This window comes from Ensifer sp. Root423 (assembly GCF_001426275.1).
GTDB classification, from domain to species: Bacteria; Pseudomonadota; Alphaproteobacteria; order Rhizobiales; family Rhizobiaceae; genus Ensifer; species Ensifer adhaerens.
In genome coordinates, this window is record NZ_LMEG01000023.1 from 204374 (window position 1) to 226786 (window position 22413).

Here is a 22413-nt window from a genome sequence, read left to right on the forward strand (position 1 = left end):
CTGTCTCAATCGACGAAGGGTTCCAGTTCCTTGTCGAACTCCACTTCGACGACATTGTTGAAAAGCGCCGTCGCCACCATGATGCCGGAGAAAGCGACGAGGTCGACCAGTGCCTTGGCGTCGTAGCGTGCCTTGAGGCCAACCCAGATTTCCTCCGGAACGGCATTGCTGTCGGCGACGATGGCGCGGCCGAAGGCGATCAGGCGCTGTTCGTCCTCGGTCGGTTGAACGGTGTGAAAGTCGAGGCCGGCGTTGGCGAAGGCGCGGCGGAAGAAACCCATGGCGATCGGGGATTTCATGGCCTCCGAAATGGAATGGGAGAGGAACCAGATCGCCCTGTCGTCGAGGGTAGGGCGTAGTTCCTCGCGGAGCGTGAACCATTCCGCATAGATCCGGTGCGCGACCGGCGAATGTAAAAGCGTGCGCTTCATGTTGGTCATGCGGCCACGCACGCGCACCTCCTCGTCGTGGGCGGCGCGGATTTCATCCGAGGCGGTGTCGTAGTCGATCTGGGGGATATGGCTCATGGTCATGCCTGTCTTGGTCGTGCGCGAGCTGCGCAGATGATGGGTAGGAGCGTTAGACGGTGCTGAGCAGAATGCTCGTTTCGCTGTTCGACACGCCCTCGACGTCGCGCACTTCGCGCAGGATGCGGTCGAAATCGCTAAGACTGTTAGCGCGGATTTCGGCGACCAGGTCCCAACCGCCGTTGGTGGTGTGCAGGGCATAAAGTTCCGGCAGGCCGCGCAGGTATTTGATCACCTTGGTGGTGTTTCGGCCGCTCACCTCGATCATCATGATCGCACGGATGGCGCGATCGTCATAATCCTGCCGCACGCGCAGCGTGAAGCCCAGGACCGCGCCGCTTTCGAGCAGCCGGTCGATGCGAGTCTGCACGGTCGCCCTCGATATGCCGAGCACCGCAGCTATCTTGGAGTAGGGCGCGCGCCCGTCTTCTCGCAGGAGCGAAATGAGCTGGTGGTCGAGGTCATCGAAGATATGCATGAAAGGTGTATATTGCGATTGCGCAAATTGCTCAATATGCCCTGTAATTTTGCGCAGGTTTAAAATTTCAACTCACTTCTTGCAAGCCTAGGCTGACTTCATCGAATTTCTCCGATGGAGTTTTAAACGTGGTTCAGTATGTCGGTGTCGGCAACGTAATCGAGCTGGTCAAATCGATCGGCATTGAGACGTTTCTTGTGGGTCTTGCGGAATACATCGAAGACGATTTCCGCCGGTGGAACGCATTTGAGAAAACCCCGCGGCTTGCGAGCCACTCGAAGACCGGCGTCATCGAGCTGATGCCGACCTCGGACGGCGAGCATTACGGCTTCAAATACGTCAACGGCCACCCGAAGAACCCCAATGTCGGCCTGCAGACGGTGACCGCCTTCGGCGTTCTTTCCGACGTCAGCACCGGCTACCCCTGTCTCGTTTCCGAAATGACGATCATGACGGGACTGCGCACGGCGGCGACATCGGCGCTTGCCGCGAAGTACCTCGCCCGTCCTGATGCCCGCTCGATGGCGATCATCGGTCTCGGCGCCCAGTCCGAATTCCAGGCGCTCGCCTTCCGCGCCCTTCTCGGCGTCAAGCGCCTTCAGGTCTTCGATATCGATGCGGAAGCCGCCGCCAAGTTCTGCAACAACCTCTCGGATATGGACTTCGACATCGTCGTCGCTGCCACGGCTGAAGAAGCCGTATCCGGTGCGGACATCATCACCACCGTTACCGCCGATAAGCGCAATGCCACGATCCTTTCCGACAACATGGTCGGCGCCGGCGTGCACATCAACGCGGTCGGTGGCGACTGCCCCGGCAAGACGGAGTTGCAGGGGGACATCCTGCGCCGCGCCGACGTCTTCGTCGAATATCCGGAACAGACCCGCATCGAGGGCGAGATCCAGCAGATGGCGCCGGACTTCCCGGTCATCGAACTCTGGCAGGTGATTGCCGGCGAGGCCGAAGGCCGTCGCTCGAGCGCCCAGATCACCATCTTCGATTCCGTCGGTTTTGCTACCGAAGACTTCTCGGCCCTGCGCTTCCTGCGCGACAAGATCCAGGGTACCGCATTCTACACCGAGCTCGACCTGACGACCCAGCCGGACCATCCGCGCGATCTCTACGGCCTGTTCCGGCAGCAGCCGGCGGTCCCTGCCGAGCGGAGTGCCGCATAACATGAAGAGACTGTCCGTACAGGCGCCGAAGGGCGTCGTGATGATCCGCCCGCACCACTTCGGCCCCAACCCGATGACGGCCAAGGACAATGCCTTCCAGGCGACCGACGCGGCGCGCCAGCCGACTGCGATCGCCAAGGCCGCCTATGACGAAGTGAGCCGCATGGCCGACGGGCTTTCGAACGCCGGCGTCGCAGTCCATCTCTTCGAAGATGAGACGACGACGCGGCCGGACTCGGTGTTCCCCAACAACTGGTTCTCGACCCATTCGGGTGGCCATGTCGCGATCTATCCGATGTATTCGGAAAGCCGCCAAAGCGAGCGCCGCTCCGACATCATCGAGATGCTGAAGAACGAGTACCGCGTTCAGGACGTGATCGATTACTCCGGCCTTGAAAAGGACGGCGTCTATCTCGAAGGCACGGGCGCCATGGTGCTCGACCATATCGGTCGCGTCGCCTATGCCGCACGTTCCAACCGCACCAATGAAGTGGCGCTAGAACGCTTCTGCACCCACTTCAATTTCGAGCCGATGATCTTCGGCGCGGTCGATCGCCAGGGCAACTCGATCTACCACACCAACGTGCTGATGTGCATCGGCACCGAGTTTGCGCTGATCGGCACGAGCATGATCCCGGATCTCGCCCGTCGCCAGGAGATCTGCTTGCGGCTTGAGGAAACCGGCCGCCAGGTCATCGATCTGACGCTGGAGCAAATCGAGAACTTCGCCGGCAATGCCATCGAACTCGACGGTGCCGATGGCCGCGTCGTGGTCATGTCGGCTCGCGCGCTCGCTTCGCTCCGCGCCGACCAGATCAAGGCGCTCGAAGTCTCTGCCCGTGTTCTCGCCTTCGACGTTCCGACCATCGAGCTCGCGGGCGGCTCCGTGCGCTGCATGCTCGCTGGCGTTCACCTGTCACGTCGGGAAAACGTGAACAAGCAACCGCTTTACGCCGCCATGTCCGATCGATAGAAGCACCTCATCCAAGCCAAAGGTACTACAAATGTCGCAGTCACGCCCCGTCTACCAGTTCAACAACATCATCGTCCGCACCCCGTCGAAGTCGGTCGTCAACGGCCTTCGCGCCGATGACCGCGGCAACCCCACCTTCGAAGGTGTAAAGGCAGAACACGATGCCTATATCGCGGCGATGAAGGACGCGGGCGTGAAGGTGACGGTGCTGCCGGCGCTCGAAGTCTTCCCGGACTCGATCTTCGTCGAAGATCCGGCGCTGGTCTTCACCGAAGGCGCGATCCTCTTGCGTCCGGGTGCCGAAACCCGCGTCAAGGAAACGCCGGAGATCGAGCCGACGCTTCGCGCCATGTTCGAAACGGTTCTCGATCTGCCAGGCACCGGCTTTGCCGATGGCGGCGACGTTCTGACCACCCGCGAAAGCGTGATGATCGGTCTTTCGGCCCGTACCAACAAGGTTGGCGCCGAAGCCCTTCAGGCCTGCCTGACCAAGCTCGGCCGCAAGAGCGAGATCGTTGCGACGCCGGAAGGCGTGCTGCACTTCAAGACTGATTGCTCGCTGCTCGACGACGAGACCGTGCTTTCGACCGCGCGCCTCGCCAAGTCCGGCGCCTTCGAGCGCTTCAAGCAGGTGATCATTCCCGAAGGCGAAGAGCCGGCAGCGAATGCGCTGCGCGTCAACGACGTCGTCATGGTCGGCTCGGACTTCCCGCGCACGATCGAGATGCTCGACAAGCTCGGCTACAAGGTCGTGCCGATGAAGACGACGGAGATCGGCAAGATCGACGCAGGTCTTTCCTGCATGTCGCTACGCTGGTTCAGCAACACGCTCTGATCCGACGCAATCCCCGAGGAGGAACATATGAAGACGTTGAAGACCGCCCTGTTCGCAGGGATCGCCCTTTCCATGGCTGCCGGCAGCGCGTTTGCCGAGGAGACGCTGCGCCTCGGCATGACGCCGGAGCCTTACATGCCCTTCACCCAGGTGAACGCCGGCGGCGAGTGGGAGGGCCTTGAAGCCGATCTCTCCCGCGCGCTCTGCGAGAAGATGGCCGTCAAGTGCGACATCAACCAGATGGCCTGGGACGGTCTCATCCCGTCGCTGAAGGAAAACAAGGTCGATTTCATCATCGGCGCCTTCTCGATCACCGACGAGCGCCGCCAGGTCGTCGATTTCTCGACGCCCTATTACACCGAAGGCACGTCCTTCGTTGGCTCCAAGGGTGACACGAGCGAGATCAAGACGGCCGACGCCGCCGACGGTTCTGGCAAGATCATCGACCCGGCAAGCGTCGAGGGCAAGATCATCGGCGTGCAGACGTCGAGCGTGCAGTCGGCCTATGTCGCCAAGTACCTGACCGGCGCCGAAGCCAAGAGCTACGACACCGCCGACAACTCGGTCGCCGACCTCATCGCCGGTCGCGTCGACTACGTGCTCATCCCCGACCTCTACATCCAGACCTTCCTGAAGACGCCTGAAGGCGCCGACTACGAGGTCAAGGTCGAAGTGCCGAAGAACGTCACGCTCGGCGAAGGCGTCGCCTATGCCGTCCGCAAGGGTGACGCTGCGACCCTCGACAAGGTCAATGCCGGCCTTGCCGCGCTCGAAAAGGACGGCACGACGCAGAAGCTCGTCGACAAGTGGATCTTCGGCAAGAAGTAAACCGGATTTCGGAGGGCGGCGGCCAGCGTCGCCGCCCTCATTCGCCAAAACCGGCCGCAGCGCCGGGGCACCATCGCAGCAACCGCTACAGCCACCTTGCCCGCACCGATCGGGCAGCGGCGTAGGGGCTGACGAGACAATCGGGAACAGGTAACGACGGATGGATTATTACTGGCAATTGCTTGCCTGGGGCGGCGAGGGCTGGGGCGACGATTTCGCCTGGGGCCTGGTGATGACCCTTCAGGTCTCCGTGGTCGCCTATGCGGTTGCGGTTCTCTTCGGCTTCCTGGGCGCTGCCGGCAAACTGTCGAAGCACCGGATCCCGCGTTTCCTTGCCGATATCTACACGACGGTCGTGCGCTCGCTGCCTGAGTTGCTCGTCATCCTGCTTCTTTATTTCTCGGTCGCGAGCGGTGCCGAGCGGCTGTTGAAGCACTTCGGGCTCGTCGCCGAAACCTTCCAGTTCAGCTCGTTCTGGGCGGCGATCATCGCGCTCGCCTTCGTCTCCGGCGCCTTCATGACCGAGGTGCTGCGCTCGGCCTTCCTCTCCGTGCCGCCGGGCCAGATCGAGGCGGCGGTTTCGATCGGCATGAACAGGCGCAAGGTCTTCACCCGCATCATCTTCCCGCAGATGATGCGCCACGCGGTCCCCGGCATGGGCAATCTCTGGCTGTCTATCACCAAGGAAAGCGCCATCATCAGCGTGCTCGGCTCCTTCAGCGAGCTGCTCTACACGGGCTATCGCGCGGCGGCAGGCACCAAGCAGTACATCTTCTTCTACGGGCTGACGGCCATTCTGTTTCTGGCAATTACGCTCGTGTCCGTCCTGGTGATCGCCCAGATCGAGCGCCGCCTCAATCGGGGGCACAACTGATGGAAACGATCTCCAACGTCGTCGGCTTCCTGCCGGCGCTGATCAAGGCGACACCGCTCACGCTGCTTCTGACGGCGGTCGCCGGCGTCTTCGGCCTCGTCATCGGCACGCTCGTGGCGCTCGCCCGGCTTTCCGGTCGCCGCGTGCTTTCGGTTCCGGCCTATGTCTTTACCTTCGCCTTCCGTGGTACGCCGCTTTTGGTGCAGATCTACCTGATCTATTACGGCCTCGGGCAAATCCTACCCGGCACCTGGGTGCGCCATAGCTTCCTCTGGCCCTATCTGCGTGACGGCCTCTGGTATGCGATCTTTGCACTCAGCCTCAACCAGGCGTCCTACAATGCCGAGGTCATCCGCGGCGCGATCAAGGCGATCCCGCGCGGCCAGATCGAGGCGGCAAAATCGATCGGCATGCGCTCGTCGATGGTCCTGCGCCGCATCACCCTGCCGCAGGCGTTCCGCTCGTGCCTGCCGGTTTTGACGGGTGACCTGATCATCCTGCTGAAGACGACGTCGCTTGCCTCGACCATCACCATTCTTGAGGTCATGGGCACCGCCCGCATGCTGCAGCGCCAGTCGCTGCTGATCTTCGAACCGCTGATTGCCGCCGGCATCATCTATTTCACCGTCGTGTTCATCCTGACGCGCGTCATGGGCGTGGTCGAGAAGCGGCTGACGCGCTACCGCACGGCGAAGGCATAAGAGGAGGAACGGACATGGCTGCATCAGCGCTTTCCGTAAACAACATTCACAAGAGCTTCGGATCCGTCGAGGTGCTGAAAGGCGTCTCCTTCGAGGCGAAGTCCGGCGACGTCATCTCGCTGATCGGCAGCAGCGGCTCGGGCAAGAGCACGCTTCTGCGCTGCATCAACTATCTGGAGACGCCGGACGAGGGCGAGATCTCCGTCTCCGGCGAGGTGATCCGCACCATCAAGGGCAAGGACGGCAAGTTCCATGCAGCCGACAAGCGGCAGCTCGAACATATCCGCACGCGCCTCGGCATGGTGTTCCAGAGCTTCAATCTCTGGTCCCACAAGACCATTCTCGAAAACATCATCGAAGGGCCGATCCACGTGCTCGGCATGACCAAGAAGGATGCGATCGGCGAAGCCGAACTGCTGATGGAGAAGGTCGGCATCACGCCCAAGCGCGACCACTATCCGAATCAGCTCTCGGGCGGTCAGCAGCAGCGCGCGGCAATCGCCCGCGCGTTGGCAATGAAGCCTGAGGTGATGCTTTTCGACGAGCCGACCTCGGCGCTTGATCCGGAACTCGTCAACGAGGTGCTGCTCGTCATCAAGAAGCTTGCCGAAGAGGGCCGCACCATGGTGATGGTCACCCACGAAATGTCACTCGCCCGTGATATCTCCAGCGAAGTGATCTTCCTGCACAAGGGTTTGGTCGAAGAACGCGGCGCCCCCCAGCAGATGATGCGTGACCCGCAATCGGCGCGCCTGCGCCAGTTCCTGCAGATGGCTTGAGGAAACCCCGATGCGCGACACCAATTTTTCCGAGTTCCTGCCCGAACTCGTCGATATCCGCCACAAGCTGCACGAAATGCCCGAGATCGGCCTTTCCGAGGTGAAGACCTCGGAGTTCGTTGCGGGACTGCTGCAGTCCTGGGGTTTCGAGGTTACGCGCGGTCTTGCGATAACCGGCATCGTTGCAACGCTGAAGCGTGGCAACAGCAACCGCGCCATCGGCTTTCGCGCCGACATGGACGCGCTCCCGATGCACGAAGAGACCGGTCTTGCTTACCAGAGCAAGCATCCGGGCGCGATGCATGCCTGCGGCCATGACGGCCACACCAGCATGCTGCTCGGTGCCGCCTGGGCGCTGTCGAAGGACGAAAGCTTCAACGGTACGGTTCATTTGATCTTCCAGCCGGCCGAGGAAAACTTCGGCGGCGGCAAGCTGATGATCGAAGACGGCCTTTTCGAGCGCTTCCCTTGCGAGCGGGTCTATGCGCTTCACAACTGGCCGGGTCTTCCGGTCGGCCAGTTCTCCAGCCGCGCCGGTGCCATGGCGGCATCGATCGACGTGCTGACGCTGACGATCAAGGGTAAGGGCGGCCACGGCGCCCAGCCGGAACTGACGGTCGACCCGGTCGTCGTCGGTTCCAGCGTGGTGATGGCGCTGCAGACGCTGGTGTCGCGCAATGTGTCGCCGCACCAGCCGTCCGTGTTGACGGTCGGCTCGTTCCAGGCGGGTTCGGCCTCGAATATCATTCCGGATACCGCAGTGCTGGAAATCAGCATGCGCGCGATGGATCCTGTTGTCCGCAAGCAGTTGCAGGAGCGCGTCGAGCAGGTCGCCCGCCTGCAGGCGGAAAGCTACAACGCCGAAGCCGTCTTTGACTGGCAGGTCGGGTATCCCGCGACGATCAACGATGCTGAGGCGGTCGAGGATGCGCGTGCGGTGATCGCCGACACATTCGGCGCGGATGCCTATGTCGAACTGCCCGAGCCGCTGATGGGCAGCGAGGACTTCTCCTTCCTGCTGGAAAAGGTGCCGGGCGCCTATGTGCTGATCGGCAATGGCGACAGCAGCGGGCTGCACACAACCCGCTACGATTTCAACGACGACATCCTTGAGCGCGGCGCGACCTATTTCTACCAGCTCGCACGCGCAGCGCTCGTTTAAGCGCGCGGCATCAATTGCCCGGCCGCTCAGGTGGCCGGGTGCAGGTCGCCGAAGACCGTCGGGATCAGTTCCGACACGGTTGGGTGGATATGAACCGCGTGCGTGATCGTCGTGTAGGGCTTGCCCGCATACATCACGTCGAGGATGCTCTGCACAGCCTCGTCGCCGCTCGTTCCGAGGATCGATGCACCGAGGATCTCCTTGCTGTCGGCGTCGACGATCACCTTCATGAAGCCTTCAGTCTCGCCCTTTTCCACGGCGCGGCCGACGCGGGTCATCGGCCTCGTACCGATGAGCAGCTTGCGCCCCGACTTGCGCGCCTCGGTCTCGGTCATGCCGGCGCGGCCGAGCGGCGGATCGATGAAGAGGCCGTAGGTTGAAATGCGATCGCTGACCTTCCGCGCCTCTCCGTCGAGCAGATTGGCGGCGATGATCTCGAAGTCGTTATAGGCCGTGTGGGTGAAGGCGCCGCCACCGTTGCAATCACCCATCGCGAAGATGTGCGGCACGTTGGTCTTAAGCGTCTCGTCGACTTCAACATAGCCGCGGGCGTCAGTCTTGACGCCGCTCCGGCCGAGATCGAGGTCGTCCGTGTTCGGCCGGCGGCCGGTTGCCAGCAGCAGGTGAGAGCCGACGATCTCGGGTGCGCCCGCCGTGCAATCCACGCCGGCGACGACATCGTCGCCGCTCCTGGCAAAGCGGATGCATTCGGCATTGAGGCGAAACTGGATGCCCTCTTTTTCGAGGATCGCGAGAATGGCGTCTGAAACGTCCGCATCCTCCCGGCCGATCAACCGCGGCCCCTTCTCGATTACGGTGACCTCGGAGCCGAAGCGACGGAACATCTGCGCAAACTCGAGTCCGATATAGCTGCCGCCGACGACGATCAGGTGGCGGGGCAGGGTGTCGAGATCCATGATCGAGACGTTGGTGAGATAGGGCACCTCCGCGACACCAGGGAAATCCGGGGTTGCGGCGCGTCCGCCGACATTCAGAAAGATCTGGTCGGCCGAGAGCAGCGCGGCGCCGACTCGGATCTCATGCGGGCTTTCGAAGCGCGCATGGCCTTCGAAGACTGTGCAGTTCTCCATGCCTTTCAGCCAGTTTTCGATGTTTCCCCGGGACGTGAACCGCACCGTGTCCTTGCGCGCCATGACGCGGGTAAAGTCGATGGTGATGGGACCGGTCGTCACGCCATAGTCCGCGCCCCGTCGCGCCAGATGCGCGGCATAGGCGCTCGCGACCATCGCCTTGGTCGGCATGCAGCCGGTGTTGACGCAGGTGCCGCCGAAGTGCTTGCGCTCGATCAGCGCGACGGTTTTGCCCGCTGCCGTCAGCCGGCCGGCAAGCGATGGGCCGGCCTGGCCGGCACCGATGATGATTGCGTCGAAATGTTTCGTCATGAGACCGAGGACACCACCCAGAGTGCGAGGAGAACGGCAACAGCATCCTCGAGAAGGGCGATCGGCAGGTCCTTGCCGCCGATGGCCGCGACGAGGCGCTTGCGGGCTTCATAGCCGCCGAGCGTGCCGATGACGGCACCGATGACGCCGGCGACCAATCCTTGGAGCATAGCATGTCCGGTCAATCCGAGCGCGGCCCCGCAGAACGCGCCGCTGACGATGCGGGCGCCGAACTGTTGCGGCACCTTTCGGCTCGGTGTGCTCGGCAATTGGTCGGTGACGAACTCAACTAGGGCCAGGAGGCCGAAGATGTAAGGTGTGAAGCGAAAGCCCATGAAGGCCGCCCAGGTACCGCTGAGCGGCAGCCATCCCGCGGCTGCGCCAATACTGACGGCGGCGGGTGCGGTCATGGTGCGCAGGCCAGCGACCACGCCGATAATGAGCGTCAGAAAATAGATCGACATCGTGTCCCCGAACGTTCGCCGGGCGAACCCAAGCCACCAGCCCCCAAGCGGTTCGGGTCGAGCGGCATCGCAACCAAGAGTGAAAGCGGATGTTTCTGGCGGGCCGCGATCAGAGTGGCCGACAACGCCGGCGATTGCAACGCCCAATCAGCTACCGCCATAAACGGTAGTCTATGCTTTCGATCGTGTTTATCAATGTAGGAAAATATTCGCCTGCCACAGTCTCTGGATGCAACCCTATTTTTTGCCGGGGGCTGACATATATGGAATGGCTTGCCCCGACGGAGCGGACGTTCCGTGATCAAACTTGCGCATCGAAATCCGAGGAGAAACCTATGCGCCTGACCAGACTGCTTATCGGAACTGCCCTTGCCTTGACCATGACTGCCGCGGCGGCGAGCGCCGATGTGGTCGTATCCTCGAAGATCGACACGGAGGGCGGGGTGCTTGGCAACATCATCCTTGCCGTGCTCAACGCCAACAACATCAAGACGGTCGATCGCGTCCAGCTTGGGGCGACGCCGGTCGTACGCAAGGCGATCGCCGCCGGCGAGATCGACATCTATCCGGAATATACGGGCAATGCCGCCTTCTTCTTCGAAAAGGCCGACGATCCGGTCTGGAAGGATGCTGCCAAGGGTTACCAGACGGCCAAGAAGCTAGACTACGATGTCAACAAGATCGTCTGGCTGACGCCATCGCCGGCCAACAACACCTGGGCGATCGGCCTGCGCAAGGAAGTCGCCGACGAAAACAAGCTGAAGACGCTGAGCGATTTCGGCAAGTACATCGCTGGCGGCGGCAAGGTCGTGCTGGCGGCGTCGTCGGAATTCGTGAATTCGGCCGCCGCACTGCCGGCGTTCCAAACCACCTACGGCTTCACCTTGAAGCAGGACCAACTGATCACGCTTTCCGGCGGTGATACCGCGGCGACGATCGCGGCCGCGGCAAACCAGACCAACGGTGCGAACGCAGCCATGGTCTATGGCACCGACGGCGGCATCGCCCCGTCCGGCCTCGTGGTCCTGGAAGACGACAAGGCCGTCCAGCCCGTCTATCAGCCGGCCCCGATCATTCGCGAAGCGGTGCTCAAGGAAAACCCGCAGATCGAGGAACTCTTGAAGCCCGTGTTCGAGAAACTGGACCTGGTGACGCTGCAAGACCTGAACGGTCGCGTGCAGGTCGGCGGCGAACCGGCCAAGGCGGTCGCCGAGGACTTCCTGAAGAAGAACGGCTTTCTGAAATAAGTTGACGGAGATCCGGGACGCTGGTCGGATGGCTGGCGTTCCGGGGATAGGCCTGCAGGTGCCGGAGATGCGCCGGCACAGGCGGGGAGGGAATGTGGTTTGAAAGCACTCCGCTTTGACAAGCTCGGAGCGATCATTGCGGCCCTGGCGCTCGGCGGCGCCTTCATAGCGCCTTTTGCAACGTTTCGTGCTAACCGTATCGTCGCCGGTGAGGTCAAGTCGGTGGCCGACGCCCTGCCTGCGGGGTGGAGTGCCGTGCTGCTGGGCATCGTGGTCTGCGCGGTCATCGTCGCGCTGGTCCGATCGCCCGCTTACCTGCGTCTCGCTGCCGCCTTTGTCGCGCTCGCCGCGCTGGCGCTCGGCATCGGCGTTGCCGCCACGCATCTGACACCCGAAGCCAACACCTATGCCCGCGTCTCGCCGGCTTCGGGCTTCTGGATCATGCTCTTTGCCTTCGGGTTGCTCGCCGCCGACGCCTTGACGCGACTGCGCCCGGCGCCCTTCGTGCGCATCGTCGTTCTCGCCGTCGTGCTGGCCTTTGCTTCGGCCATCCTTCTCGCCGGCGCCTGGGACGGCCTGTCGATTCTCAAGGAATATGCAAGCCGGGTGGACACGTTTTGGGCGGAGGGCCGCAAGCATGTGACCCTGGCGCTCGGTTCGCTCGTGGCTGCGACCCTCGTCGGCATCCCCCTCGGCATCCTCTGCCACCGCGTCACGCGGCTGCGCGATGGGTTGCTCGGCGTCCTGAACGCGATCCAGACGATCCCGTCGATTGCGCTCTTCGGCATTCTCATCGCGCCGCTCGGCTGGATCGCCCTCCATGTGCCGGGTGCGGCTGCCATCGGCATTCGTGGCATCGGTGTTGCCCCGGCCTTTGTTGCGCTCTTTCTCTATTCGCTGCTGCCTGTCGTCGCCAACACCGTCGTCGGTCTGGCAGGCGTTCCGCGGGACGCGAATGATGCCGCGCGTGGCATCGGCATGACCGATTGGCAGCGGCTGGTCGGCATCGAATTTCCGCTGGCCTTCCCGGTGATCCTCACCGGCATCCGCATCGTGCTCGTCCAGAATATCGGCCTTGCGACCATTGCCGCGTTGATCGGCGGCGGCGGCTTCGGCGTCTTCGTCTTTCAGGGCGTCGGTCAGACCGCGATGGACCTCGTGCTGCTCGGCGCCGTCCCGACGGTCGTGCTGGCGTTCGGCGCGGCGATCGTGCTCGACGCGGTGATCGAGATGGCCACACCCAACACCAGGCAGGCAGAGGCCGCATGATCGAGATCGAGAACATCACCAAGCGATATGGCGAAAGCACCGTTGTCGACGACGTCAGCCTGACGATCGCGCCGCGCACCGTCACCGTCGTCGTCGGCACCTCCGGCTCCGGCAAGACCACGCTCTTGCGCATGGTCAACCGGCTGGTTGAGCCGACCTCGGGCGCGATCCGTCTCGATGGCGAGGACAATCGTTCGCTGCCCGGTTATGAGTTGCGCCGGCGGATCGGCTACGCAATCCAGGGGCACGGTCTGTTTCCCCATCGCACCGTCGCCCAGAACATCGCGACCGTGCCGACCTTGCTCGGATGGGAACGGGCGCGCATCGATGCGAAGGTGGAAGAACTCCTGCGCCTTTTCCAACTCGATCCCGCAGATTTCGGTCCACGCTTCCCACACGAGCTTTCCGGCGGCCAGCAGCAGCGCGTGGGCGTTGCCCGGGCGCTTGCCGCCGAGCCGAAGGTGCTCTTGATGGACGAGCCCTTCGGGGCGCTCGATCCGATCATCCGCGCCAAGGCGCAGGACGACCTGCTTGCCATCCAGAAACACTTCCAGACGACGATCATTCTCGTCACCCACGATATGGAAGAGGCCTTTCACCTCGCCGATCGCATTGCCGTCATGGACAAGGGCAAAGTGGTGCAGTACGCGACCCCCGCCGAAATGCTGCTGAAACCGGCCACGCCCTTCGTCGAAAGCCTGATCGGGGCGGGCGAACGGCCCTACCGCCTGCTCGCGATCGCGCCGGTCTCGAGCGCGGTTGAGCCCGGGGCCGCCGAAGGCGCGCCGATATCGAGCGATGCCAGCCAAAGGGAAGCCCTGGCCGAACTCCTCTGGTCCGGACGAGATGCGTTGCCGGTGGCAGGTCCCGACGGCGCCGTAATCGGCAGGGTCAGCCTGGAGGGGTTGGCCAAACGCGCGGCCGGTCCAGCCTGATGCCGAAGCTCGCCACTCTCATTCGCATCGCGGTTTTCCTGGTTCTCGTCGCGTTCCTGCTGCAGCCCCATTGGTTCGAGCCGCTGCTGCGGCCGCTGGTGCAGGACAACGCCCCTGTCATCTACAACCAGGGAAGCCTGCTGCACCTGACGTTCTTGCATCTGCGCACGGTGGCGCTGGCGGTGGCAGCGGCCGCGCTGGTTGCGCTTGCGCTTGCCATTCTCGTCACACGCGCGTCCGGAGCAGAATTCCTGCCGCTGTCGCGCAGCCTGGTGAATATCGGTCAGACCTTTCCGCCCGTCGCGGTTCTTGCGCTCGCTGTTCCGATCTTCGGTTTCGGCGAAAAGCCGACGCTGATCGCGCTTTTTCTCTATGGCCTGCTGCCGATTTTCGAGAATGCGCTGACGGGGCTGACGACCTTGCCTTCGTCCGTCATGGAGGCGGCGCGCGGCGCCGGCATGACCAGCGGCCAGCGGCTTCTCAAGGTGGAGTTGCCGCTGGCGATGCCGGTGATCCTGGCGGGTATCCGGCTTTCGGTCGTCATCAGCCTGGCAACCGCCACGATCGGATCGACGGTCGCCGCAAAAACACTCGGCGAAGTAATCATCGCCGGGCTGCAATCGAACAACCTTTCCTTCGTCGTCCAGGGCGGCCTGATCGTCGCAACGCTTGCGGTGCTTTTGCACGATGGGTTGCAGGCGGCGGAGCGGAAGCTTGCCGCGCGGATGGGGCGCTAGGCGCAGGCGGTGGAGATGCGCAACCGGGCAATCGGCCGGCTGTCTCAGCAAACTGCCGTTACCCGTGTTAGGATGGCCGATGCTCTACCGCGGCGCCAAAAGTCCTGTTGTCAGGGACATGGGTGGATTCAAGGTCAGGCTCAACATGCCCGGCTGGCTGTTGCCATGGCCGCGCGACCATGGCTACGGACCGCTCGCGATGGTCGCCGAAACGATATTGGATCCTGGCAGGCTGGTCGCCATGCACGAGCACAGGAACGACGAGATCCTGTCATGGGTGCCGGAAGGGGTCATGCGCCACGACGACCGGGCGACCGGCAGACTGGTCACCGATCGCGCGCATCTGATGGTGATGAACGCCGGGCAAAGCTTCTGGCATTCGGAGGAAACCTTGTCTGGTGATCCTCCGCTGCGCATGCTGCAAATTCTCGTGCGCCCCCACAGCGTCGATCTCCCGCCAAACATTCAGTACGGTCCGATCGAGCCGGCGCCCCTCAATTGCTGGCGGCATCTCGTTGGGGCCGAGGGGGAGGGAGCGCCATTCTACGTGCGCAACGCCATCGATTTCTTCGATCTCCGGCTCGAGGCGACGGCAAAGGTGGCGTTTCCCCGGAAGGAGGGGAGGCACCTTTACTTCTATGTGTTCTCCGGTTCGGTGGAAGTCGGGGGCGTCCGGTTTGACGAGGGAGATCAGGGGCTCCACCAGTCGGACGGACCATTGGACCTCGTCGGCATCGGCAACGCGCTGATCGTCGCGTTCCTGATCGATCCGCGGGCGCCGGCAGCGCGCAAGGGGACGGTCGGCGATCATCCCAAGATCCCGTCACCCGTTCTGGCGCGGACCTTGCTGACACTGCTACGCTTGCGCGATCGTCTCCGACGGAGGAGCTAAGTGGATCAGCGACCCCTCACGCAACGTGCAGTGGTCTGGACCGCTTTCCTCCTGCCGTAGAGTTGCGATGCGTGCACCCTTCTTGGTTGTCTGTAGAATGCCTGCTTTGTCGGCATTTGCCTGAGATATGAAAATGAATTTCACAATTTTACAAAATATGCGGATTTGAGTTGACGGCCTGAAAAAACTGTCCCAGTCTGCGAAAATAAATTACGCCAAAAGGCAGGGGAACAGGACGAGCATGAAAGTTGGCATCATCGGACTCGGATTCCGTTTGGGTTATCTCGGCTATGTCTTCAAGGCCATGGACGAGAGCTTCGAAATCGCCGGATACGTCGATCCGAACCCGGCCGGTCTGGCCACGCTCACCGAAAAAGGCATCTCGCCTGGCAAGGCCTACGCGACGCCCGAAGAACTGATCGCCAACGAGAAGCTCGATCTCCTGATGATCGGCTCGCCCAACCACATGCACCTCGACCACATCCGGATCGGCCTTGAAGCCGGCCTGAAGGTCTTCAGCGAAAAACCGATCGTCACGACGATCCAGGAAAGCCTGGAACTCGCAGCGCTGATGGCGAAGTTTGGCCATGAACGGCTGATGGTCGGTCTCGTGCTGCGCTACGCGCCGATGTACCGCGACCTCCGCCAGGCGCTTGCCGAAGGCAAGCTAGGGCAGGTGGTCTCGATTGAGGCTTCCGAGCATATCGAGCCCTATCATGGCGCCTTCTTCATGCGCGACTGGCGCCGCTACGAGCGCTATTCCGGCAGCTTCATGCTGGAGAAATGCTGCCACGACCTCGACCTCTACAATGGCGTCGTCGGAGCCCGGCCGGAACGCGTCGCAAGTTTTGGCGGCCGCAAGAGCTTCATCCCTGCCAACGACCCGGCCCGCGAAGGCATCAACGACCTCGAACTCTTCCATCGCAAGCCGAGCGGCTGGATGGGGTCCGACAAGGTGTTCGACAGCGACGGCGACATCATCGACTACCAGGTGGCGATCGTCGAATACGCCAACGGCGTCGGCATGAACTTCCACACCAATCTCAACGTGCCGGATCAGTTCCGCCGCTTCTGCATCATGGGCTCGCGCGGCATGGCCGAGGGCGATTTCATCCGCGGTTACTTCGACGTACACGAGATGCTGACCGGCAAGAAGGTCATCGAGAACAAGTACAAGGCCACCGAACTGTCGCAGCACTATGGTGCCGACGAGCAGATGGCAACCGACATCATCGGCCACGTCCGCGACGGCCGACCTCTGCCGGTTTCGACGCGCGATGCGCTGGAAGCCGGCATTCTGGCGCTCTCCATGGACGAGGCTCGGCGCAAGAAGAGCGTCATAGACCTCCGGCCCATATGGGACCGTTTCGACGAAGCCCTGCATTCCCGCGCGGCGTAAGGGGAGGCGACGGATGAGTGTTCAACGCAGCACAGTCATCTTCGCCTGGATCCTGCTTCTTCCTGCTGTTCTTTACGTCACGGTGATCGTCGCCTATCCGCTGGTCGACACCTTCATCCTGTCGTTTACGGACGCGTCGCTGAAGAAGACGACCAATTGGGTCGGCTGGACCAACTACGACAAGATCTTCAACGAGACCTTCGCCGAGGTCATCTTCCGGACCTTCATCTGGACGTTCTTTTCGGTGTCGATCAAGATGATCATCGGCGTTTTCGGCGCAACGATGCTGAACGCGGCCGTTCCCGGCCGGGCGCTTTTCCGTCTGCTCACCATGCCGCCATGGATCGTGCCGATGGCCATCGGCATCTTCATGTGGGGCTGGATGTACAACGGCCAGTTCGGGATGATCTCCGGCGTGCTGCAGAACATGGGGTTGTCGAACGGGCCGATCGCCTTCCTCGCCCGCGGAGAGACTGCCTTCTGGGCGACGATCATCACGGACGTGTGGATCGGCGTGCCGCTGGTGACGCTCTATATGCTGGCAGCCATGCAGGCGATCCCGCAGGATCTCTATGAGGCCGCGTGGACCGATGGGGCAGGGCGTTTCTATCGCTTCCGCCGCATCACGTTGCCTCTGCTCGTGCCGTCGCTGATCACCATGTCGATGCTGTCGCTGATCGCGACCTTCAACTCGTTCGATATCATCTGGATCCTCACCCAGGGTGGACCCAACGGTGAGACGACGACGATGATCATCGACACCTATCGCACCGCGATCGGGTCGAAGAAGTATGGCGAAGGGGCAGCGCGCGCCGTGCTGATCTGCATCTTCCTGTCGATCTTCTGCTTTGCCTATTTCCGGGTGACGAGCCGCCTTTCTCAGGGGGAACAGAAATGAGCCAGCCTGCCCTGATCAATCGCTACCGCTGGTACGAGCTTGTCGGAATCTATGCCGGTATCTTCGTGTTCCTGTGCTTTATCCTGGCGCCCTTCGTCGAGGGCTTTCTGGTGTCGCTGAAGCCGCTCGGGCTGCTGTTCTCGTCACCCTATCGCTTCTGGCCGGAAAACGGCTCGTTCGCCGCCTACTTTACGATGTGGGAGAGCGTGCCGGGCTTTGCCCGCTACATCTTCAATTCCTTCTTCATCTCCACCATCGTCACGGCCATCGTGCTGGTGCTGGTCATACCCGCTGCCTATGCCTTCGCCCGCTTCAACTTCCGTGGCGCCGGCGTGCTTTTGGGGGCATTCCTTGCCGTCAACATGTTTTCGGGCGCGGTGCTGCTGATCCCGCTCTTCCGGCTGATGCGCACCTTCGGCGTCCTCAACACCTATCTGGCCATGATCGTGCCGGGCGTTGCCTTCCTGATCCCGTCGGCGATCTGGCTGTTGCGCACCTACATGATGCGCATCCCGCGTGAACTGGACGAGGCCGCCTTCGTCGACGGAGCCAGCCACTTCTATACGCTGCGCCGGGTGATCCTGCCGATCGCCATGCCCGGCATCACCGTGGTGGCGATCACCACCTTCATCGGCGCCTATGCTCAGCAGTTTATCTACGCGCTGACCTTCAATTCCAAGAGCGAATACATGCCGCTTCCTGTCGGGCTGTTTGCCTATTTCGGACGCCAGGAAGTGGTCTGGAACGAACTGATGGCGGCAAGCTTCGTCGGCATCGCGCCGGCCGTCGTCGTGATCTTCCTCTTGCAACGCTATCTCGTCAGCGGGCTCACCGCGGGCGCGGTGAAACAATAAGACTTAAGTCAACCACCAGAGAACGGGAGCATAAAAACGTGTCTATTCAATTCAAGACGGGGGTGCTCGCCCTTGCCCTGCTCGGCTCGACCGCGCTGGGCGCCGTGACCGCCAAGGCGGCCGACCAGGAGATCAGCTGGATCTACTGCGGCGACACCATGGATGCGGTCCACCAGAAGTACATCAAGCAGTGGGAAGAGAAGAACCCGGGCTGGAAGGTAACGCCTGAAGTCGTCGGCTGGGCCCAGTGCCAGGACAAGGCAACGACCCTTGCCGCCGCCGGCACACCGGTCGCCATGGCCTATGTCGGGTCGCGCACGCTGAAGGAATTTGCACAGAACGACCTTATCGTTCCCGTGCCGATGACGGACGACGAAAAGAAGACCTACTACCCCAACATCGTCGATACCGTGACCTTCGACGACAACCAGTGGGGCGTTCCGATCGCCTTCTCGACCAAGGCGCTCTACTGGAACAAGGACCTGTTCAAGCAGGCCGGCCTCGATCCGGAAACGCCGCCGAAGACCTGGGCTGAAGAGATCGAATTCGCCAAGACGATCAAGGAAAAGACCGGCATTGCCGGTTACGGCCTGCCGGCCAAGACCTTCGACAACACCATGCACCAGTTCATGCACTGGGTGTACACCAACAACGGCAAGGTCATCGACGGCGACAAGATCGTCATCGACAGCCCGCAGGTGCTCGCAGCGCTGCAGGCCTACAAGGACATCACGCCTTTCTCTGTTGAAGGCGCCACCGCCTACGAACAGAACGAAATCCGCGCCATCTTCCTTGACGGCAAGGTCGGCATGATCCAGGCGGGCTCGGGTGCCGCAACGCGCCTGAAGGAAACCAAGGTCAACTGGGGCGTAGCACCGCTGCCGCTCGGCCCGGAAGCAAAGGGCGAGGGCACGCTGCTCATCACCGACAGCCTGGCGATCTTCAAGGGCTCGGGCGTTGAGGAGAAGGCGATCGAATTCGCCAAGTTCATCACCTCGCCAGGACCGCAGGGCGAATACGAGCTTCAGGGCGGCGCTGGCCTGACGCCGCTGCGTCCGTCGCCGATGGTCGATGAGTTCGTCAAGAAGGATCCCTATTGGAAGCCGTTCATCGACGGCATCACCTATGGTGGTCCCGAGCCGCTCTTTACCGACTACAAGGGCTTCCAGAACGTCATCATCGAGATGGTTCAGTCGGTCGTGACCGGAAAGGCTGAGCCGGCCGACGCCTTGAAGAAGGCGGCTTCCAGCCTCGAAGAGTACAAGTAAGGCCACCGGGGCCGCGCGCCGACAAGATCGGTTCGCGGCCCCACCTAACTCTGCTATAAATGAGCCGCTTCTCGCCGGTGGCCGGAGACAGTTTCTTGGGACAGCTCAATCTCAATCGGGTTCAGAAATTCTACGGGACGTTCGAGGTGCTGAAAAGCATCGACCTCGAAGTCAGGAACGGTGAGTTCGTCGTTTTCGTCGGGCCCTCCGGTTGCGGCAAATCGACCTTGCTCAGGATGATCGCTGGTCTCGACGAGACCAGCTCGGGGGACATCCTGATCGAGAACAAGCGCGTCAACGATCTGCCGCCGGTCAAGCGCGGGATCGCCATGGTCTTCCAGTCCTACGCGCTCTATCCGCACATGTCGGTCTTCGAGAACATCGCCTTTCCGCTTCGCGTGGAAAAGATGGCCGAGGAGAAATTGAAAGCCAAGGTGGAGCATGCCGCGCGCATCCTGCACCTGGACCAGCGGCTGCAGCAGAAGCCGGGCATGCTTTCGGGTGGCCAGCGCCAACGTGTCGCGATCGGGCGGGCGATCGTGCGCGAGCCGAAGATCTTCCTATTTGACGAGCCGCTCTCAAACCTCGATGCGGCCCTTCGGGCCGACATGCGCATCGAACTGGCGAAACTGCACCGGCAACTGAAAGCAACGATGATCTACGTCACGCACGACCAGGTCGAAGCGATGACGATGGCGGACCGGATCGTCGTTCTCAATGCCGGTGAGATTGCCCAGACCGGCGCGCCGCTCGAGCTCTACCACAAGCCGGCCAATACCTTCGTTGCCGGCTTCATCGGCAACCCGAAGATGAACTTCCTGCCGGTCACCTGCAAGGGCGTCAGCGATGCCGGCGTCGAGGTCGATTACAAGGGGCAGACGGCGGTCATCCCCGTCACCCCGCAAAGCGGCCTTGCCGGGCGCACGCTGACGCTTGGCGTGCGGCCGGAGCATATCATGCTCGGGTCCGGCGACCTGACCCTCAAGGTGACGCCAACGGTCATCGAACGGCTCGGCGCCCATACGGTCGCCTATGCGGCTATCGGTGGTGAGGGCGAGAACTTCTGTGCCATGCTGCCGGGAACAGCAGCTGTGCGACCGGAGGAGACCATCCAGACAGGCATCAAGGCAGTCGATTGCCACCTGTTCGACGAGGCTGGCCTCGCGCTCGAACGTCGCGTCGAGTTGACCGACATCGATATGGGCGTGCTCGACCCCGCGGCTGCCTGACGTCGTCGAAGCCAGGATCATGGTCGCGGCCAATCAGGGCGCGGCCAGTGTTTGGCCGTTGTGGCTGGATATCCGGCAGCTCTACCTGTAAGGATTGCCGGTCGCCGACGCCCTCTATTCAAAGGCGATCAAGCGCACTTGGATAGAGCATCATGACGCTTGGCCGCTATACGGAACTTCCCCATCTGGCCGACGCCAATGCCGGGATCGAAGCCGTCTGGGCGTCTGTCAGTCGCAACGAGGGCAGCTACCGGGTCCTGCCGGATGGGCGATGCGACATCATCCTCCGATTTGCGCTGAACGCCCTGCCACTCCGCGAGCTGACGCCGATCGTGACCGGTCCAACCACGGGCTATTGCGATGTTCCGCTGGAACCCGGCGCCGCCTTCGTCGGCGTGCGCCTGCGACCTGGCCATTTCCAGAGAATTCTGGGCCTGGAGCCGATCCGGTTGCACGGTGACGCCCTGATCGGCGCAGCGGTTCTGGGTCAATGGCCCGACATGGCCGCCCTTTGCGTGCCGGCATCGGACCAGCAGGAGCTTGCCGGCCGCCTGGTGCGGTTTGTCCGCAAGCGTGATGCCGAGAGCGACTTTGAAGTGGCGCCGCTCGGCCGCAACATCATAAGCGCGCTGCACGCCTCGGGCGGGCGGCTGCGCATCGCCGAGCTTGCCGCGATGCACGGTGTCTCCGAGCGCACCGCCAGACGCGTTCTCCTTCGCGCAACTGGGCTCACGCCGAAGGCGTTTGCCGCCATCATCCAGTTCCATCGCGCCTTGCGGCTGTTGCGGGATCACCATCTCAGTCCTGCGGATGCCGCGTTCGAAGCCGGTTTCGCCGACCAATCCCACATGACCCGGGTCTTCCGGCGCCTGGGCGGGTTCTCGCCGGCGCGCTTGCCCGAAGTCACACTGGTGACGATCTCGGACTGATGTCCGAATTGTTCAAGATCAGAGCCTGGCAATGAATGATGATCGCCCGTAACCGTTCGCGCTGCTTCGGGTAGCGCGCTTAGCGCGTTGCCGACTTCGGCGGCGAGTAACCCTTGGAGACGAACCATGGCCGTCCGTTTCGGATACACAATCCTCTATGTTCCCGATGTGCCGGCAACGGTCTCGTTTTATGAGGCTGCCTTTGGTCTGAAGCGCAGGTTCGTACACGAAAGCAGCCTCTATGCGGAGATGGAGACGGGTGTGACGGCTCTGGCCTTTGCCAGCGAAACCATGGCGGAGCTGAATGGTCTTGCTGTTCGCGCGAACCGCAGGAGCGATCTTGCCGCCGGGTTCGAAATCGCGCTGGTCTGCTCTGCACCGCACGAGGCCTATGAAAAGGCTGTTTCGGCCGGAGCATCGCCGGTGAAGCCGCCGGAAGAAAAGCCGTCGGGGCAAGTGGTCGGCTATGTTCGCGATCTCAACGGCTGCCTTGTCGAACTCTGTTCCGCCACGCCCGCCTAGCCGCCCGGCCCGACCACGCAACCCACGAACGCCAT

At 62.3% G+C, this 22413-nt stretch carries 24 protein-coding genes; 20 read left to right on the forward strand and 4 right to left on the reverse strand.

Annotation, left to right across the window (positions count from 1 at the left end; all coding sequences use genetic code 11):
- Window positions 1–5 precede the first annotated feature (5 nt).
- Together ASD01_RS20390 and ASD01_RS20395 are read right to left on the reverse strand one after the other, a co-directional pair.
- Window positions 6–527, reverse strand: coding sequence for a carboxymuconolactone decarboxylase family protein (locus ASD01_RS20390; protein WP_060644423.1), 522 nt, complete (start codon window positions 525–527; stop codon window positions 6–8).
- Window positions 528–579: 52 nt separating this feature from the next.
- Window positions 580–1005, reverse strand: coding sequence for an Lrp/AsnC family transcriptional regulator (locus tag ASD01_RS20395; RefSeq protein ID WP_034799473.1), 426 nt, complete (start codon window positions 1003–1005; stop codon window positions 580–582).
- A 92-nt stretch (window positions 1006–1097) separates the two neighbouring features.
- On the opposite strand from ASD01_RS20395, the gene ASD01_RS20400 reads away from it, so the two are divergent.
- From ASD01_RS20400 to ASD01_RS20435, 8 genes are all read left to right on the forward strand, one after another.
- Window positions 1098–2180: an ornithine cyclodeaminase gene (locus tag ASD01_RS20400; protein WP_060644340.1), complete on the forward strand. Its 1083-nt coding sequence runs from the start codon at window positions 1098–1100 to the stop codon at window positions 2178–2180.
- Between the two features lies 1 nt (window position 2181).
- Window positions 2182–3153 (forward strand): citrulline utilization hydrolase CtlX, encoded by a 972-nt coding sequence (ctlX, locus tag ASD01_RS20405; RefSeq protein WP_034799479.1) that lies wholly within the window; start codon window positions 2182–2184, stop codon window positions 3151–3153.
- A gap of 31 nt (window positions 3154–3184) precedes the next feature.
- Window positions 3185–3988, forward strand: coding sequence for a dimethylarginine dimethylaminohydrolase family protein (locus ASD01_RS20410; RefSeq protein WP_060644341.1), 804 nt, complete (start codon window positions 3185–3187; stop codon window positions 3986–3988).
- Between the two features lie 27 nt (window positions 3989–4015).
- Window positions 4016–4816, forward strand: coding sequence for a transporter substrate-binding domain-containing protein (locus ASD01_RS20415; RefSeq protein WP_034799485.1), 801 nt, complete (start codon window positions 4016–4018; stop codon window positions 4814–4816).
- 160 nt (window positions 4817–4976) lie between these two features.
- A complete protein-coding gene (locus ASD01_RS20420) occupies window positions 4977–5690 on the forward strand; it encodes an ABC transporter permease (RefSeq protein WP_034799489.1) in 714 nt (237 codons plus the stop codon).
- Window positions 5690–6391 (forward strand): ABC transporter permease, encoded by a 702-nt coding sequence (locus ASD01_RS20425; protein WP_060530303.1) that lies wholly within the window; start codon window positions 5690–5692, stop codon window positions 6389–6391. The genes ASD01_RS20420 and ASD01_RS20425 overlap by 1 nt, the downstream gene beginning before the upstream one ends.
- Window positions 6392–6405: 14 nt before the next feature.
- Complete coding sequence (locus ASD01_RS20430) at window positions 6406–7170, forward strand: ABC transporter ATP-binding protein (protein WP_034799495.1); 765 nt, start codon at window positions 6406–6408, stop codon at window positions 7168–7170.
- Window positions 7171–7180: 10 nt separating this feature from the next.
- The gene (locus ASD01_RS20435) at window positions 7181–8332 is read left to right on the forward strand and encodes a M20 aminoacylase family protein (protein WP_034799498.1); all 1152 of its coding nucleotides are present in this window, start codon (window positions 7181–7183) and stop codon (window positions 8330–8332) included.
- Between the two features lie 26 nt (window positions 8333–8358).
- On the opposite strand, the gene ASD01_RS20440 is transcribed toward ASD01_RS20435, so the two are convergent.
- Together ASD01_RS20440 and ASD01_RS20445 are read right to left on the reverse strand one after the other, a co-directional pair.
- Window positions 8359–9735, reverse strand: coding sequence for an FAD-containing oxidoreductase (locus ASD01_RS20440; RefSeq protein ID WP_060644342.1), 1377 nt, complete (start codon window positions 9733–9735; stop codon window positions 8359–8361).
- Window positions 9732–10199, reverse strand: a complete 468-nt coding sequence (locus ASD01_RS20445) for a membrane protein (protein ID WP_034799505.1) — start codon at window positions 10197–10199, stop codon at window positions 9732–9734. The genes ASD01_RS20440 and ASD01_RS20445 overlap by 4 nt, the downstream gene beginning before the upstream one ends.
- A 335-nt stretch (window positions 10200–10534) precedes the next feature.
- Here ASD01_RS20445 and osmF point away from each other — a divergent pair, with 335 nt between their 5' ends.
- The 12 genes from osmF to ASD01_RS20505 all read left to right on the forward strand — a co-directional run bounded on the left by osmF (window position 10535) and on the right by ASD01_RS20505 (window position 22378).
- Window positions 10535–11446, forward strand: a complete 912-nt coding sequence (gene osmF / locus ASD01_RS20450; RefSeq protein WP_060644343.1) for a glycine betaine ABC transporter substrate-binding protein OsmF — start codon at window positions 10535–10537, stop codon at window positions 11444–11446.
- A 99-nt stretch (window positions 11447–11545) separates the two neighbouring features.
- Entirely contained in the window at window positions 11546–12715 is a 1170-nt protein-coding gene (locus ASD01_RS20455) for an ABC transporter permease (RefSeq protein ID WP_034799511.1), read from the forward strand.
- Window positions 12712–13650, forward strand: a complete 939-nt coding sequence (locus tag ASD01_RS20460) for an ABC transporter ATP-binding protein (RefSeq protein ID WP_034799514.1) — start codon at window positions 12712–12714, stop codon at window positions 13648–13650. Before ASD01_RS20455 ends, ASD01_RS20460 begins: the two co-directional genes overlap by 4 nt.
- Complete coding sequence (locus ASD01_RS20465) at window positions 13650–14387, forward strand: ABC transporter permease (protein ID WP_034799517.1); 738 nt, start codon at window positions 13650–13652, stop codon at window positions 14385–14387. The genes ASD01_RS20460 and ASD01_RS20465 overlap by 1 nt, the downstream gene beginning before the upstream one ends.
- Window positions 14388–14466: 79 nt before the next feature.
- Window positions 14467–15279 (forward strand): pirin family protein, encoded by an 813-nt coding sequence (locus ASD01_RS20470; RefSeq protein WP_060530304.1) that lies wholly within the window; start codon window positions 14467–14469, stop codon window positions 15277–15279.
- Between the two features lie 241 nt (window positions 15280–15520).
- Entirely contained in the window at window positions 15521–16678 is a 1158-nt protein-coding gene (locus ASD01_RS20475; RefSeq protein ID WP_034799520.1) for a Gfo/Idh/MocA family protein, read from the forward strand.
- 13 nt (window positions 16679–16691) lie between these two features.
- The gene (locus ASD01_RS20480; RefSeq protein WP_034799524.1) at window positions 16692–17576 is read left to right on the forward strand and encodes a carbohydrate ABC transporter permease; all 885 of its coding nucleotides are present in this window, start codon (window positions 16692–16694) and stop codon (window positions 17574–17576) included.
- A complete protein-coding gene (locus ASD01_RS20485; RefSeq protein ID WP_034799530.1) occupies window positions 17573–18430 on the forward strand; it encodes a carbohydrate ABC transporter permease in 858 nt (285 codons plus the stop codon). The genes ASD01_RS20480 and ASD01_RS20485 overlap by 4 nt, the downstream gene beginning before the upstream one ends.
- Before the next feature lie 38 nt (window positions 18431–18468).
- On the forward strand, window positions 18469–19698 hold the full coding sequence (locus ASD01_RS20490; RefSeq protein ID WP_034799533.1) for an ABC transporter substrate-binding protein: 1230 nt from the start codon (window positions 18469–18471) through the stop codon (window positions 19696–19698).
- Window positions 19699–19793: 95 nt separating this feature from the next.
- Window positions 19794–20927, forward strand: a complete 1134-nt coding sequence (locus ASD01_RS20495; protein WP_034799536.1) for an ABC transporter ATP-binding protein — start codon at window positions 19794–19796, stop codon at window positions 20925–20927.
- A gap of 152 nt (window positions 20928–21079) precedes the next feature.
- Window positions 21080–21856 carry a helix-turn-helix transcriptional regulator gene (locus ASD01_RS20500; RefSeq protein ID WP_034799539.1) on the forward strand — a complete coding sequence of 259 codons (777 nt, stop codon included), beginning with the start codon at window positions 21080–21082 and terminating at the stop codon, window positions 21854–21856.
- 126 nt (window positions 21857–21982) lie between these two features.
- Complete coding sequence (locus ASD01_RS20505) at window positions 21983–22378, forward strand: VOC family protein (RefSeq protein WP_034799542.1); 396 nt, start codon at window positions 21983–21985, stop codon at window positions 22376–22378.
- Window positions 22379–22413 lie beyond the last annotated feature (35 nt).